Below are 14,487 nucleotides of genomic sequence, written 5' to 3'. Positions count from 1 at the left end.
GAAGCTTGTCCAGATACTCTGGTGCAGCTCGACGTAAGGCTTTTCCACCTTCCTTCTCCGATACCGCTTGCATTTCACCATCAGTCGAGTTAGCTTCAAAACCAGTTTCTGATAGCAACTGGTTTTGAAGAAGGCACGGCCTGGAAGGAGGATGAGATGAGGAAGCTTGTTGTCTGGAACCTGATGACACTGGACGGCTATTTCGAAGGGACGAAGCCGTGGGACATCGAATTCCACAATCTGGCCTGGGGGCCGGAACTCGAAAAATATGCCGAGCAGTTCGGCGAAGAAGGCGATCTGCTGGTCTTCGGCCGCAAGACCTATGAGGGCATGGCGGCCTATTGGCCGAGCGCCGAGAGTGAAGACAAGATCAAGGCCTATATGAACGGTATCGCCAAGATCGCCGTCTCGCGGAGCATGGAAAAGGCGGACTGGAACAATACGCGCGTCGTCAACGATCCGGTGTCCGAACTCAAGGGACTGAAGGAGCAGGACGGCAAGACGATCTTCATCTTCGGCAGCGCCGAGCTTGCCGATACCCTGCTGAAGGCGGGGCTGGTGGATGAAATCCGCATCTGCCTCGTTCCCGTTATTCTCGGCAGCGGCAATCCGCACTTCAAGCCGGCAGATACACAGCAACCCCTGAAACTGCTCGACTCCTCGGTGACGACCAGCGGCGCGGTGATCCTGCGCTACGAGCCTGTCGAGGCAGCCTGATCATCTGCCCGCGCTGCCGCAGCCACCAGGGCTGCGGCAGCGTCGCCTGCGGTTTCCATGTAGGTCGGATCGCGATGCAGGAGCACGGCGGCAAAGGAGCCGTCAAGCAGCAGAACGATCTGGCGGGCAAGCTCTGGCGGCGCGGCGAGATGCTGTTCCTCGAAGAGAGCCGTCAGCCATTGCTCGACATTTTTCTTGTGTGCGGCACCCACCTTGATGGCGGGATGGCCAGGCATGTTTGCAAGCTCGGCCGATGTTCTGAGATAACCGCAGCCCTTCCATTTCGGATGCCGGGCCGAGCGGGCCAGATTGTCGAAAATGCCCTTTATCTTCGCTGGCAGATTTCCGTCCGTCTCCGCAAACCACCGCCGATAGACAGCAAGGTTGGGCTGGTCGCGGGTTTCGAGATAGGCGGCGATCAGTTCGTCCTTGCTGTCGAAATGATAGTAGAGCGTGCGCTTCGTGACATTAGCCTTCTCGGCCACGGCATCGACGCTGACCGCCCTGACACCCTCGTTATAGAAGAGTTTTGCAGCGGCCGCGATAATGCGTTCGCGCGTGTTGGTTCCTGATCTTGCCATTCAGCCAATGTATACCGACTAGTGAGTGTCATCAACGCACACATCTGCCTATTGTCCCTGCCGAAATATCCGCAGAGGAGATGACGCATGCCGGAGAGCAAATGGAGCCAGAGCGAGCCTGCGCGAGAAGCGGAAGCCGTCTCGATCCACTGCCGCGACGGAGTTGAACTCCACGGTCATATCTGGAACGGCGCCCGTAGTGGCGGCAATGGCAGCGTCATCATCAATCCGGCGACCGGCGTTGCGGCGCGCTACTATCACTATTATGCACGCTTTCTCGCCGAACATGGTTTTGATGTCCTGACCTATGACTATCGCGGTATCGGCCTGTCCCGTCCGAGGCGATTAAAGGGATCGGGCTATCGCTGGCAGGACTGGGGCGAACTGGATTTCGATGCGGCGCGTCTCTTCATGGAAAACAAACGCTCCGGCCAGCAATTGCTGGTCGTCGGCCACAGCATCGGGGGCTTTTTGCCCGGCTTCTCGGTCAGTACTGAACTCATCACCCGTGTGCTTGCCGTCGGCGCGCAGTATGGGCATTGGCAGGACTACGCGGCGACACGGCGATGGCGGCTCTTTTTGAAATGGCACGTCGTCATGCCGGCAACCACATTGCTCTTCGGTTACTTTCCCGGACGGCGCTTTGGCTGGCTTGAAGATCTGCCAAAGGACGTCGCGCTCGACTGGGCTTTTCAGCGGGGTTGGAAAGACCTAGCCACGACAGAACAGGCGGACGTTTTAAGGCATTTCGAGAACTTTCGCGCGCCGGTCTTGAGCCTCGCCGTTTCGGACGACGAGATCGCCACCGTTCAGGCCATTCGCCGCGGGTTTTCCCATTATCGCAATGCCCAAGTGGAGGAGGTGCTGCTGAGGCCGGAAGATCTCGGATTTCCGAGGATCGGGCATTTCGATCTCTTTCATGCTCGCCACGCCGCCGGTTTCTGGCTCGATACCCTGCTCTGGCTGCGGGACGGGACCAATCCCTGGCCTGGTAAAAGACCACCGGAACATCTCGTATTCGCATAAAAACCGCTCTTTAACGTTTACGAGTTAGTAATCTCTCGGAAATGAGAGGTTTGTATCATGCGTACTCCCACCGTGCTTGCGGTCGTCGGGCTGGCTTTGCTTGCCGGCTGTGCGACGGCACCGCGCCAGACGCGTAATATCTGTGCTGTTTTCGATCAGAAGGATGGCCTCTTCACCAGCTGGCAGGGGGCTGCGGAGCGTGCCGAGAAGAAATACGGCGTGCCGGTGCCGATCCTGATGGCGACCATGTATGTCGAATCCGGCTTCCAGCCCTATGCGCGGCCGCCGCGCACGAAGCTCTTCGGCTTCATTCCCTGGACGCGGCCCTCGACCGCCTATGGCTATTCGCAGGCGTTGAACGGGACATGGGACCACTACCAGTCCGAAACCGGCAACTGGGCGGCGCGGCGCACGAACTTTGCCGACGCGATCGATTTCATCGGCTGGTACCACTACAGCAACGCCCAAGCGACGGGCATTCAGCTCAACGACGCCTATAGCCTCTACCTCGCCTATTATTCCGGCCCGACCGGCTACAAACGCGGCGATTGGCGCAACAATGGTCAACTGCAGCAGACAGCACAGAAATTCGCAAGGATGGCCGGGACCTATCAGCAGCAATTGCAGGGATGCAATTGAGCCTCTTCCCTTCTCCCCAAGTGAGAAGGGAGCGCGTGTCAGCCGCGCAAATTGCCATAGCGGACCGAGTAGATCCGATCACGACCGAGCAGGTGGGCGATCAGCGAGGTCTTGTCGAAAAGGCCTGTCATGGCCTTGTGGCCGAGATCGAGGCCCCCGCTCATGACGCCGAAGGCGGGCATCAGCAGGCGGTCGCCATCAGTCGCGAAGCACGGACGGCGGACGGATTTCTCGCGGCGGCGGACGGTAGCAGCAGGATGCAGATGGCCCGCGATCTCGCCTTTTTGCAGGCCGTCACGCGGCTCATGGCGGAAGGTCAGGCCGGCATAGTAGAGCTCGTCCGAACAGGTGCCGGGCAGGTCGACGGTGCCATCGGGATCATGGTTGCCGTTGATCCAGATCCATTCGCGGCCACGGGCCATTTCGACGATCAGCGTGCGGAAGGCATCCGGGAGATGTTCGGAGCCGACGCGATCATGGAAATTGTCGCCGAGCGAAATGACGATCTGAGGGTCGTAGCGGGAGACGACGGCGGCAAGCACTGTCAGTGTCGCCAGCGTATCATAGGGCGGCAGCATCATGCCGCGGCGGGCAAAAGCGGCGCTTTTTTCCAGATGCAGGTCGGAAACGACGAGAATGCCGGCATCCGGCAGATAGAGCGCGCCGAGCGGATCGCAGACGGCGGCAACACCGTGAATGGCGGTTTCGACGCCCGGTATCGCGGCAAGGCCAGTCATGTCGCGCGCGAGCGCAAGGCGGTTCATCACTCTCGTCATTCCAGTTCTCAGGCCATCGCCTCGGCGATCAGATCGTCGGCGGCTTCGGCAAGCAGCGCGTCATGAGCCTGACCCGGCACTGATTCCTTGCCGATTTCCAGCATGACCGGTATGGCAAGCGGCGAAATATGGTCCAGCGCCCGGTGGGTGATATGGCCCCTGATTCGCTTCAGCATATCGCCAAGGCGGGAAATATCCAAAAGACCGGTCGAGGCATCGTGCCGGGTTGCCTGCAGCAGAATGTGATCGGGCTCGTGACTTCGGAGCACATCGTAGATCAAGTCGGCGGAGACGCTGATCTGCCGGCCGGTCTTTTCCTTTCCCGGATGGCGCCGCTCGATCAAGCCTGCAATCACGGCGCAATTGCGGAAGGTGCGCTTCAAAAGGAAGGATTCGTTCAGCCAGGATTCCAGGTCATCGCCGAGCATGTCTTCATCGAAGAGATCGGAGAGGCTGAGACGGCCATTTGCGATCCTCAGTCCAAGATCCTCCAGCCCCCATATGGCGAGGGAATAGTCCGTCGCAACGAAGCCGAGAGGATTTGCTCCTGCCCTGTCCAGCCGGCGGGTGAGCAACATGCCGAGTGTCTGGTGCGCCAGCCGCCCTTCGAAGGGGTAAATGACCATATAACCGCGGCTGCCGCGCGGAAAAGTCTCGATCAAGAGCTCGTCGCGCTTCGGCAGCAAGGATTTTTCCTTCTGCAGGGAAAGCCAGTCGCGCACCTGATCCGGCAGGCGGTGCCAGCGGTCGGGATTGTCCAGCATCGAGCGGACCTGATCTGCAAGATAGGTCGAGAGCGGGAATTTGCCGCCGGCATAGGAAGGGATTTTCGGATCGGAGGAATAGGCCTGGCTGACCAACGCCTCATTCTCCCTGATGCCCTCAAAGCGTAAAACCTTGCCGGAGAAGATGAACGTGTCGCCGGGAGCGAGCTGTTCGAGGAAATACTCCTCGACTTTTCCAAGCACGGCGCCGGGGCGACCGAGCCTGCCGCCCTCGTCGCGTTTGGCCATGCGGATATTCAGCATCGGATCCTCGACGATAGTGCCGAGGTTCAGGCGATATTGCTGGGCGACCTGCGGATTGGAGACGCGCCAGCGGCCTTCCTTGGTCTTGCGGATGCGGGCATACCGCTCGTAGGTGCGGAGCGCATAACCGCCGGTCGCGACAAAATCGACGACGCGCTCGAATGTTTCCCACGAAAGGTCGGCATAGGGCGAGGCGCTGGTGATCTCGTCATAGAGTTCCAGCATGTCGAAGGGTTCGGCGCAGGCCATGCCGAGCACGTGCTGGGCGAGCACATCGAGCCCACCGCGGCCGACGGGCGGCGTGTCCTGCGCGCCGATATAGTTCGCGTCGAGCGCTGCCTGGCATTCCATGACCTCGAAGCGGTTGGAGGGCACGAGGATTGCCTTCGATGGTTCGTCCATGCGGTGGTTGGCGCGGCCGATGCGCTGGGCAAGGCGCGAGGCTCCCTTCGGCGCGCCGACATGAATGACGAGATCGACATCGCCCCAGTCGATGCCGAGATCGAGCGTCGAGGTGGCGACAACGGCCCGCAGCCGGTTGGCGGCCATCGCAGCCTCGACCTTGCGACGCTGGGCGACATCGAGCGAGCCGTGGTGGAGCGCGATCGGCAGATTCTCCTCGTTGACCGTCCAGAGCTCCTGAAAGAGCATTTCGGCCTGCGAGCGGGTATTGACGAAGAGCAGCGTCGTCCTGTGGTCGATCAGCTGCCGATAGACATCCGGGATTGCGTATTTGGCGGAATGGCCGGACCAGGGAATGTGCTCTTCGGTGTCGAGGATGGAGATATCGGGCTTGGCGCCGCCTTCGACGAGGACGAGACCGGCATGATTATCCCTGCCCTCCTCCTGTGCCACCAGCCATTTCTGCAGATCCAGCGGATCGGCGACGGTGGCCGAGAGGCCGATCGTTTTCAGATCGGGCGCCAGCCGGCGCAACCGGCCGAGGCCGAGCGAGAGCATGTGGCCGCGCTTGGACGTGACCAGCGAGTGCAGCTCGTCGAAGACGACGTATTTCAGATCCCTGAAGAAACGTTCGGCCTCCCGGTTTGCCAGGAGCAACGCCACCTGCTCCGGGGTCGTCAGCAATATATCGGGCGGGTTGAGCTTCTGGCGCTGACGCTTGGCGCTCGGCGTATCGCCCGTGCGGTTCTCGATCGATATCGGCAAGCCCATCTCGGTGACGGGCTTCGTGAGGTTGCGCTCGATATCGACAGCCAGCGCCTTCAGCGGCGAGACATAAAGCGTATGGATGCCGGTAAAGGCCGAGCCTGGCGGGATCTTGCCGCGTCGCGTGAGGTCGGTCAGCGACGGCAGGAAACCGGCAAGTGTCTTGCCGGCGCCGGTCGGGGCAATGAGCAGCGTGCTCTCGCCAGCTTCGGCACGAGACAGGAGCTCGAGCTGGTGGGCGCGGGGACGCCAGCCCTTTTCCGCAAACCAGCGGAGGAAGGGAGCGGGCAAGGCAAGGCTGAGGTCGGTTTCAATCTGATCCACGGAGCAAATGTAGTTCAAACGCCGACGAATAGAAGCGCTATTGACTCCTCGCGATAATCATAGATAAATAATATCCATGATTAAAGGAGATCGGCTGTGAAACTTGGTGACGGCGTCGAACAGAGCATTCATTGCACGGCGGTCCTATCAGGGCTTTCGACTGGCGGCGTGCTTTCGGCTGCTGCGCTTGCCGAATATCACGGCGTGTCGACGAGCTATCTCTTGAAGCACCTGCAGGCGCTTTCGGGAGCCGGAATTCTGGAGACGGTGCCGGGGCCGAAGGGCGGTTACCGGCTGGCGAAGAAGCCGGAGGATATTTCGCTGCTCGATATCGTGCTCGCGGTCGAGGGACCGGCACCAGCCTTCCGCTGTTCGGAGATCCGCCAGCGCGGACCGAACCCGCTGCCGCAGCGCTATTTCACCAAACCCTGCCAGATCACGGCGGCAATGCTGAGGGCCGAGCGCGCCTACCGCGCCGAACTCGCAAACACCAGCATCGCCGACATCCTGGCCGAACTTTCCGCAGATGATGACGGCGGGATCGCCGCCAGAGGCTGCGCCTTCATGGAAATACACGAGAGAAAAGCGGCTCGCTGAGCCCCAACACAAACCCCAACCCAAGGAGATATGTCATGCAAGCACGTTTCAACTTCGGCAAAGCCGCTCCGGATGCCTACAAGGCCGTCGTCGCACTGGAGCAGTATGTGCAGGAATCCGGACTCGATAAGCGCTTCATTCACCTGATCAAGCTCCGCGCTTCGCAAATCAACGGCTGCGCCTATTGCGTCGACATGCATTCGAAGGAAGCACGCCATCACGGGCTTTCCGAACAGTGGATCAACCTGATGTGCGTATGGCGGGAATCGCCTGTCTATGACGCCCGCGAACGTGCCCTGCTCGGCTGGGTCGATGCGGTGACGAGGATTGCGGAGACCGGTGCACCGGATGCCGATTATGAAGTGCTGAAGGCGCATTTCTCGGAAGCGGAAATGACCAAGATCACGGTTGCGATCGGCACGATCAATATCTGGAACCGGCTTGCCGTCGGCTTCCGCAGCCAACATCCGATCGATGCGCCGCAGAAGGCTGCCTGAGACCTCTTTGCTGATAAGGAGCTTTGTCCGGTGACCGACCCGAGAGATCGGGTCGGTTGAATATTTCATCGTCCGTGGTGCGTATCGGATCTCATGGCAACAGCTTCAGGCAATTTGCCCGAAAGATCGATACTATTGAATATGTCGCGAACGACCTTGGCGATTTCCTTTGCGGAAGAGCCTTTGGCGTATTCTTCCTGCATGCGGCGTCTGACAAGCTTTTCCAGATCTGACATAGCTTACCTCATCATATCCGGCGCGAGGAGAAGTGTCGCGCCGGGGTCGATCACAGGCAAGTTACGTTTTGTTTATAATGGCTTACCGATTTGTAAGGTTAGAGCTGCCTAGAGCGCAATGTAGCGGTCGGCCCTGTGATTGATCGCGACGAAGAGATTGAGGACCACGGCACCGAGCACGGAATAGAAGACGACCGGCGGCGTGGTGACGAAGAAGGCGGCTGCCAGAACGCACATGTCGATGACAAGCTGCACGAGGCCGGCGCGGATACCGAAACGCTCCTGCATATAGATGCCGAGAATGCCGACGCCGCCGAGGCTGGCGCGATGGCGATAGAGCGCGAGAAGGCCGTAACCCAGCAACAGGCCGCCAAGGAGAGCCGCCCAGGCCGGATGAATGGCGGCGATTTCCATGACCTTCGGCTGCAGGCTGGTCAGAGCCGAGGTCAGGCCGATAGCAACGAAAGTCTTGATCGTGAAGGCCGTGCCGAGACGCTTCCACGAGAGATAGAAGAAGGGCAGGTTGAGCAGGAAGAAGGCGAGGCCGAAGTTCACGCCAAAGGCATAATGCAGCAGGAAGGCAATTCCGGCGGTGCTGCCGGTGAGAAGGCCGGCGCTGGCAAGAATGTAAAGACCGAGCGCGGAAACGAGGCTGCCGGAGAACACACCTTGCACATCCTCGACCGGCGTGTGACGTGTCGCGGTGGTGTTCCAGAACCCGAGGGCATTGATGAGCTGGCTCATGTCGCGATCTCCGATAGCGGCTGCTCCGGGCCGACCGGAGGAGAAGGGAATGTCTGGGTGGATGCGGCGCGTGTTACGCTCCGGGGAGCGCGTCGCCTTTCGCTGAATGGCCGTATTATCAGGCCTTCCAAGGTTGTGCGCAAGCGAAATACGTAAGTAATGCTGACCTATTTCAAAATCGCAAGAAATATGCGCTCAGGCGGTCTTGCGCGTAAGGAACAGAATACCGAGAACCGGTTTGCCGCCATCTTTGCGAATGGTGGTTTTGACCGTCTTGAGGATTTGGAGCCGATGGGCCACGGCAAGCCCTTCGACATAGGTCTCGGAGTGGGCGTAGCGCAGCGACGGCGCCAGATGAAAACCATTTCCTTCGCCACCGTCCTCCACGGAAAAGGCGAAGTCGGCACCAGGAGCCAGGAGCTCGTCGAGGATCGCGAAGACACTTTCCAGATTGCCGAGATACATCAGCACATCGGCGGCGGTTACGAGGTCGGCGCGATGCCGGGCGCCATCCGCAAAGAGGCCGGAGGTTTCGGGCGACAGCGACAGGTCCGCCTGCGCGAGATGATCGTAGACGCGCTTTTCGGCAGCCTTCACCAGCATGTTCTGCGAGAGGTCGAAGCCTTCGAGCTGTGCGACCCGGGTACGGATTTCAGGGCCGAGCAGGCCCGTGCCGCAGCCGAGATCGACAGCGTATTGATATTGCCGGCCGGTGGACGCGACGAGTGCTGCGAGCTTCTGCGGGACGGAATAATCCAGCTTCTCCACGAGGGATGTCTCGAAACGGTCGGCATAATCATCGAAGAGGCGCTCGACATAGCGGCTCGACGGCTGGGCTGGCGTCTCAGTGTCGCCGAGCAAGGCGAGCTTCAAGCCAGCGCCGAAAATATCCTCAGGGTCGAGTTCCAGCGTGCGGCGGTAGGCTTCGACGGCAGCGTCCGCCTTGCCTGCCTTTTCGCGGTATGTGGCGAGGCGATACCAGCCCGCTGCCCAGGCCGGCGTCAGCTCCAGTGCCTGCTCCATCAGTTCGGCGGCAGCATCCGGCTCGCCGCCCTCATCCAGCATCTTGGCGTAATCGGCGCGGCGGTCGGCGATGACGTCGCCGGAGGAAAGCTGGCTTGGCTGCATGATTGGACCCTTTGGCTGGCGGCATTTGGCTTCGGCCACAAAAAAACTCAAGTCCTATTTCAGAGGCGGTGCTGTCTTGGCGGAAAAGGCTTGCGGGCGAATCGCCGCGACCGTATCTCAAGGCAAACAGGAGATGGCGCATGTCCGATCAGGTGAACAGGTTCCTCGGCGATTCCATTGGCCGCACGATCATCAAGCTCTTGGTGGTTTCGCTGATCGTCGGCTTCGTCATGGCCATCTTCGGGCTGACCCCGTGGGAACTTATCTACAACTTTCGTGATTTCGTGATCCATCTATGGCGGCAGGGCTTCTCCGCGCTTGGCCGCGTCGGCGACTATTTGATCCTCGGCGCCACCATCGTCATCCCGATCTTCATCATCATCCGTCTCTTCAGCTATCGAAAATAACATGAGCTCAATCATCCTTTCACGCCGCGGCTTGCTGCAGCTTTCAGGTCTTGCACTGGTGGCTGGCATTGCCGGCTGCACGACGACCCCGAAATTTGCGACCACGCCTTCCAATGCCGCAGACGAGACCGCTTCCGCATTGCCGCTCGTCAACCAGCTTCGCGCCAGGAACGGCCTGCCGCCGCTCAGCGTCGATCCGCATGCAAGTGCCGCCGCGATCTTCCAGGCCAAGCGCATGGCAAGTGCGGGCAGGATGAAGCATCTGATGGGCATGACGGACAGTTTCGGCGTCCGCGTGAAGGCGAGCGGCGTTGCCCTGCCGGCCGCCGAAAATATCGCTTCTGGCCAGCAGAGCGTCGATGCGGTCGTCACCGCCTGGATCAACTCTCCCCACCATCTGGAAAACATGCTCGGGCGCTATAGCGGTCTCGGCGTTGCCGTTGCACATAATACGTCTTCCAGGAACCTGCCCTATTGGGCCATGGTGCTTTCCAGCTGAGGCGATTCCGCCTCTCTCCCCAAGAGGCGAATATGGATACCGGCAGACCCAGAAACGCATTGGCATTCGACGTGACGCACCGGCTGGTGCTGTCGATCGCCATTCCGATGACGCTCGGTTTCATGACCACGCCGCTACTCGGCATCACCAATACTGCCGTCGTCGGCCATATGGGCGATCCGGAAGCGCTGGCGGGGCTCGCTATCGGCGCCATGCTGTTCGACCTCATCATGGGCAGCTTCAATTTCCTGCGGGCGTCCACGACCGGGCTGACGGCGCAGGCACTCGGGCGGCGGGACGCGCATGAGCAGCAGGCTGTCTTCTGGCGGGCGATCGTCTCGGCGCTCGGCTCCGGTCTGGCGCTGCTCATCCTTTCGCCGCTGCTGATCCTCGTCGGGCTGAAGCTGATGGGGGCCGAGGGACGGATTGCCGAGGCGACCAGCACCTATTTCTCGATCCGCATCCTCGCCGCACCGGCAGCACTTGCCAATTACGCGCTGCTCGGCTTCGTGCTCGGCCGCGGACAGGGCCGAACCGGGCTTCTGCTGCAGGCGCTGATCAACGGCATCAACATCCTGCTTTCCATCTATCTCGGCCTGTCGCTCGACTGGGGTGTTTCCGGTGTCGCCTGGGGCACGATGGCGGGCGAGACGGCGGGCGCGCTTGCCGGTCTTTTCATCGTGCTGCGCAGCTTCGATCGGGCACATCGGCCAAATCGGACGGAGGTGTTTTCGCGCGCCAAGCTTGCCGAGCTTTTCGCACTGAACCGCGATATCCTGATCCGCACCTTCGTGCTGATCGGTTCCTTCGCGATCATGACCCGCATCGGCACCAGCTTCGGGGCCATTACCCTTGCGGCCAATGCAGTGCTGATGAATTTCTTCCTGTTGTCAGGTTATTATCTCGACGGTCTTGCCAACGCCGCGGAGCAGATCACCGGGCGGGCAATCGGCGCGCAATATAGGCCGGCCTTCGATCGTGGTCTGAAGCTGACGACGTTGTGGTCCTTCGGGCTCGCGGCAATCATTTCCGCCTTCTTCTATTTTGCCGGTCCTACCCTCATTGCCGGGCTGACGAGTTCGCCGGAGGTACAGGCAGCCGCCGAGACCTATATGCCCTGGGCGGCGGTGACCGGACTGACCGGCGCGCTCGCGTTCCTGATGGACGGCGTCTTCATCGGCGCGACATGGTCCGTCGACATGCGCAACCGCATGCTGATGTCCTTTGCGGGATATCTCGCCATGCTCGCCGTTTTCGTGCCGCTCTTCGGCAATCACGGCCTGTGGCTGGCGATGAACGCCTTCCTGCTGTTTCGCGGTTTCTTCCTGGCAATGCTGGTGAAGCCGCGCGCGGCTCAGACGTTCCGCGCCGCCCAGTAATCGACGCTGATATCCCTGAGGTCACGGATCGACGCGAGTTTTTCGCGGTCAAGCAGTTTCGACAGGCCGCGCACGATCGTGCCGGGAAGGCCGGGGCCTTCATAGACCATGCAGGAATAGAGCTGTACGAGATCGGCCCCTGCTCTCACCTTTTCCAGCGCCGTTTCGGCCGAGCAAACACCGCCGACACCAATGATCGGCAGGGACGGACCGACGCGCTTGCGCATCTTGGCGAGTACGACCGTCGATTTTTCGAAGAGGGGCGCGCCGGAGAGGCCACCGGCCTCCTTCGCCTGGAGCTGATCCTTCAAGCCGTCGCGCGAAAGCGTCGTATTGGATACGATGAGACCATCCAGCGCATGCGACAACGCCTCCGCAGCAATGTCATCCATGCCCTCCTCCGTAAGATCAGGGGCGATCTTCAAGAAGACCGGGATTTTTCGGCCGGCCTTTTCAGCTTCCTCGTCGCGTGCCGCCAGCACGGCCGACAGGAGAGCGGCGAGGCTTTCACGCGCCTGCAGATCGCGCAGGCCTGGCGTGTTGGGCGAGGAAATATTGGCGGTGAAATAGCGGGCGACGGAATAGAAGCGACGGATACCGGCGACATAATCGGCGATCCGGTCTTCGCTGTCCTTGTTGGCACCGATATTGACGCCGACAATGCCGGCGCGGCCGATCTGCGACAGACGGCGGAAGGCTGCTTCGTGGCCTTCATTGTTGAAGCCGAGGCGGTTGATGACGCCTTCATCTTCCACAAGGCGGAAGATGCGTGGGCGCGGATTGCCGGACTGCGGCTTCGGCGTGACGGTGCCGATCTCGGTGAAACCGAAGCCGAGCTTCAGCAGCGCTTCCGGCACTTCGGCATTCTTGTCATAGCCCGCAGCCATGCCGAGCGGGTTGGGAAAATCGATATTGGCAACGGTCTGGCGCAGGCGCGGGTCCGGCGCGATGCGGCAGGCAGGCACGACGCCCGATTTCAGCGCCGCAATCGACATGCCATGCGCGGTTTCGGGATCAAAGAGAAAGAGACCGCGACGGGCGATGCGCTTGAAAGGATCGATCACGGTACGAGCTCCGGAAAGATGTGGGCGCCTGCATCATCGAGCGGCAAGGCCGCCTCCCAAAGCACGGCCGAAAGCGGCAGATCGGCATAAAGATGCGGGAAGAGCGCGCCGCCGCGCGAGGGTTCGAAAAGCAGTTTGTCGCCGAAATTGCTGATATCGACGGCGACGAGGACAAGATCGGTCTGACCGGCAAAATGCAGGGCTGCGGTCTGCTTGACCTGATCTGCCGTCGAGAAATGGATGAAGCCGTCCTTCTGATCGATGCCCGCGCCATGAAAAACGCCGGTTTGTCTGGCTTCCTGCCAGAGCGCCTCCGGCACGATCTTGTAAAGGGTCGGTGTCGCGGTCATGATGATCCCGTTAGTGGCCTTGTTGAGAAGGGGGCTGACCTTCCTGATGAGGGCTTTGCCCCAAAGAGACGGCGATGTCCACGCCTGCGGGCGCAAAAACGGACAGGCACCATGCTTTGCGGAGGATGAGACGATGAAGGCATTTGCAATCACGCTTGCCGCCGGTCTTCTGCCGCTTGCGGCAATGGCAGCGGAGCCCGATGCGACGCGCTTCCAGCTTGAGCGCAGCGGCGACCATTTCGTGCGCCTCGACCGGCAAACGGGGGCCATGTCGCTCTGCACCGAGAAGGACGGGGCGTTGGTCTGCCGCATGGCGGCCGATGAACGCGCTGCCTATGAGGACGAACTCGACCGGCTTGCCGACCGAGTGAGCGCGCTTGAGAAGAGTACAACCGCCCGGCCCGCCTTGCCGACGGATGCGGAAGTCGACCGCTCGATCGGCATCATGGAGCGGATGATGCGCAGTTTCATGGGTATAGTTCGGGAATTCCAGGCGGAAGACGAGGCCAATCCCCTTCCGCAGCGGAGTTGATCTGGTTATATTCATATAAGTAGAGTGTCATGTTCGTGCGGGGGAGCCGGACAGGACTGAGGAGATCGAGCTCTTGGGAGGGAGTTTTCGATGCAGGAACAGACCATCATCATCGCTGACGACCATCCGCTGTTCCGCGACGCGCTGCGGCAGGCGGTGATCGGTATGGAAGGCCGGCAGACAATCGTCGAGGCCGGGGATTTTGCCGCAGCAAGGAGGGCGGCGACGGCGCATCCGGATGCGGACCTGATGCTGCTCGATCTCGCCATGCCTGGAGTCAGCGGTTTTTCCGGCCTGATGGCGCTGCGCTCCGAATTCGTCAGCCTGCCGATCGTCATCATCTCGGCGACCGATGACACCACGACGATCCGTCGGGCGCTGGAGCTCGGCGCTTCCGGCTTCATTTCGAAATCCTCAGGTATCGAGGATATCCGTCGTGGCATTCAGACGGTGCTGGCGGGCGATATCGCCACGCCGGAGAGCTATCGCGACGGACAGGAGCAGGATCCCGATGTCGCCGACCTCATCCATCGCCTGCACACGCTGACACCGCAGCAGAGCCGGGTGCTGACCATGCTCGGCGAAGGACTGCTGAACAAACAGATCGCCTATGAGCTCGGGGTTTCCGAAGCCACGATCAAGGCGCATGTCTCGGCGATCCTCCTGAAGCTCAACGTCGACAGCCGCACGCAGGCGGTGATCCAGCTCGGCAAGATCAACATGGCGATGGTCGCCTGAGTTCAGGCATCCGCCAGACAGGATTTTATTCCTCATTTCCACTTTACTCGGGGAGATG

18 protein-coding genes are annotated in these 14,487 nt (G+C 60.7%); 10 read left to right on the top strand and 8 right to left on the bottom strand.

Annotated elements, in window-relative coordinates; translation table 11 throughout:
- Positions 1–156 precede the first annotated feature (156 nt).
- Entirely contained in the window at positions 157–717 is a 561-nt protein-coding gene (locus tag FHT82_RS08390; RefSeq protein WP_183728327.1) for a dihydrofolate reductase family protein, read from the top strand.
- Here FHT82_RS08390 and FHT82_RS08385 read toward each other — a convergent pair.
- A complete protein-coding gene (locus tag FHT82_RS08385; RefSeq protein WP_183728324.1) occupies positions 693–1,298 on the bottom strand; it encodes a TetR/AcrR family transcriptional regulator in 606 nt (201 codons plus the stop codon). The genes FHT82_RS08390 and FHT82_RS08385 overlap by 25 nt on opposite strands.
- A gap of 87 nt (positions 1,299–1,385) precedes the next feature.
- On the opposite strand from FHT82_RS08385, the gene FHT82_RS08380 reads away from it, so the two are divergent.
- Together FHT82_RS08380 and FHT82_RS08375 are read left to right on the top strand one after the other, a co-directional pair.
- Positions 1,386–2,324: an alpha/beta fold hydrolase gene (locus FHT82_RS08380; RefSeq protein ID WP_183728321.1), complete on the top strand. Its 939-nt coding sequence runs from the start codon at positions 1,386–1,388 to the stop codon at positions 2,322–2,324.
- A 57-nt stretch (positions 2,325–2,381) separates the two neighbouring features.
- Complete coding sequence (locus FHT82_RS08375; protein ID WP_183728318.1) at positions 2,382–2,963, top strand: transglycosylase SLT domain-containing protein; 582 nt, start codon at positions 2,382–2,384, stop codon at positions 2,961–2,963.
- A 38-nt stretch (positions 2,964–3,001) separates the two neighbouring features.
- Here FHT82_RS08375 and pdeM read toward each other — a convergent pair whose 3' ends face one another.
- Positions 3,002–3,727, bottom strand: a complete 726-nt coding sequence (gene pdeM / locus FHT82_RS08370; RefSeq protein WP_183729206.1) for a ligase-associated DNA damage response endonuclease PdeM — start codon at positions 3,725–3,727, stop codon at positions 3,002–3,004.
- A 20-nt stretch (positions 3,728–3,747) separates the two neighbouring features.
- Positions 3,748–6,258: a ligase-associated DNA damage response DEXH box helicase gene (locus FHT82_RS08365; RefSeq protein WP_183728315.1), complete on the bottom strand. Its 2,511-nt coding sequence runs from the start codon at positions 6,256–6,258 to the stop codon at positions 3,748–3,750.
- 96 nt (positions 6,259–6,354) lie between these two features.
- Between FHT82_RS08365 and FHT82_RS08360 the strand changes: the two genes are divergently transcribed.
- Together FHT82_RS08360 and FHT82_RS08355 are read left to right on the top strand one after the other, a co-directional pair.
- Complete coding sequence (locus FHT82_RS08360) at positions 6,355–6,855, top strand: Rrf2 family transcriptional regulator (RefSeq protein WP_183728312.1); 501 nt, start codon at positions 6,355–6,357, stop codon at positions 6,853–6,855.
- Positions 6,856–6,890: 35 nt separating this feature from the next.
- Positions 6,891–7,352 carry a carboxymuconolactone decarboxylase family protein gene (locus FHT82_RS08355; RefSeq protein WP_183728310.1) on the top strand — a complete coding sequence of 154 codons (462 nt, stop codon included), beginning with the start codon at positions 6,891–6,893 and terminating at the stop codon, positions 7,350–7,352.
- A 65-nt stretch (positions 7,353–7,417) separates the two neighbouring features.
- Here FHT82_RS08355 and FHT82_RS08350 read toward each other — a convergent pair whose 3' ends face one another.
- The 3 genes from FHT82_RS08350 to FHT82_RS08340 all read right to left on the bottom strand — a co-directional run bounded on the left by FHT82_RS08350 (position 7,418) and on the right by FHT82_RS08340 (position 9,460).
- Positions 7,418–7,588 (bottom strand): hypothetical protein, encoded by a 171-nt coding sequence (locus tag FHT82_RS08350; RefSeq protein ID WP_183729246.1) that lies wholly within the window; start codon positions 7,586–7,588, stop codon positions 7,418–7,420.
- A gap of 108 nt (positions 7,589–7,696) precedes the next feature.
- Positions 7,697–8,332, bottom strand: coding sequence for a YitT family protein (locus tag FHT82_RS08345; protein WP_183728308.1), 636 nt, complete (start codon positions 8,330–8,332; stop codon positions 7,697–7,699).
- A gap of 195 nt (positions 8,333–8,527) precedes the next feature.
- The gene (locus FHT82_RS08340) at positions 8,528–9,460 is read right to left on the bottom strand and encodes a methyltransferase (RefSeq protein ID WP_183728306.1); all 933 of its coding nucleotides are present in this window, start codon (positions 9,458–9,460) and stop codon (positions 8,528–8,530) included.
- 140 nt (positions 9,461–9,600) lie between these two features.
- On the opposite strand from FHT82_RS08340, the gene FHT82_RS08335 reads away from it, so the two are divergent.
- The 3 genes from FHT82_RS08335 to FHT82_RS08325 are packed head-to-tail and all read left to right on the top strand — an operon-like array spanning position 9,601 to position 11,745.
- Complete coding sequence (locus tag FHT82_RS08335) at positions 9,601–9,867, top strand: DUF6460 domain-containing protein (RefSeq protein WP_007821228.1); 267 nt, start codon at positions 9,601–9,603, stop codon at positions 9,865–9,867.
- A 1-nt stretch (position 9,868) separates the two neighbouring features.
- On the top strand, positions 9,869–10,366 hold the full coding sequence (locus tag FHT82_RS08330; RefSeq protein WP_183728303.1) for a CAP domain-containing protein: 498 nt from the start codon (positions 9,869–9,871) through the stop codon (positions 10,364–10,366).
- A 32-nt stretch (positions 10,367–10,398) separates the two neighbouring features.
- Positions 10,399–11,745: an MATE family efflux transporter gene (locus FHT82_RS08325; protein ID WP_183728300.1), complete on the top strand. Its 1,347-nt coding sequence runs from the start codon at positions 10,399–10,401 to the stop codon at positions 11,743–11,745.
- Here FHT82_RS08325 and FHT82_RS08320 read toward each other — a convergent pair.
- On the bottom strand, positions 11,721–12,809 hold the full coding sequence (locus FHT82_RS08320) for a quinone-dependent dihydroorotate dehydrogenase (protein ID WP_183728296.1): 1,089 nt from the start codon (positions 12,807–12,809) through the stop codon (positions 11,721–11,723). The genes FHT82_RS08325 and FHT82_RS08320 overlap by 25 nt on opposite strands.
- Positions 12,806–13,159: a DUF952 domain-containing protein gene (locus FHT82_RS08315; protein ID WP_183728293.1), complete on the bottom strand. Its 354-nt coding sequence runs from the start codon at positions 13,157–13,159 to the stop codon at positions 12,806–12,808. Before FHT82_RS08315 ends, FHT82_RS08320 begins: the two co-directional genes overlap by 4 nt.
- A 133-nt stretch (positions 13,160–13,292) precedes the next feature.
- Here FHT82_RS08315 and FHT82_RS08310 point away from each other — a divergent pair, with 133 nt between their 5' ends.
- Entirely contained in the window at positions 13,293–13,691 is a 399-nt protein-coding gene (locus FHT82_RS08310; RefSeq protein ID WP_183728290.1) for a hypothetical protein, read from the top strand.
- A gap of 90 nt (positions 13,692–13,781) precedes the next feature.
- Positions 13,782–14,429: a response regulator transcription factor gene (locus FHT82_RS08305; RefSeq protein WP_183728287.1), complete on the top strand. Its 648-nt coding sequence runs from the start codon at positions 13,782–13,784 to the stop codon at positions 14,427–14,429.
- The last annotated feature ends 58 nt before the right edge of the window (positions 14,430–14,487 follow it).

This window comes from Rhizobium sp. BK275 (genome assembly GCF_014193555.1).
In the GTDB taxonomy this organism is placed as follows: domain Bacteria; phylum Pseudomonadota; class Alphaproteobacteria; order Rhizobiales; family Rhizobiaceae; genus Rhizobium.
Note: the sequence above shows the minus strand (reverse complement) of the source record. Positions and strands in the feature narration are given on the sequence as shown.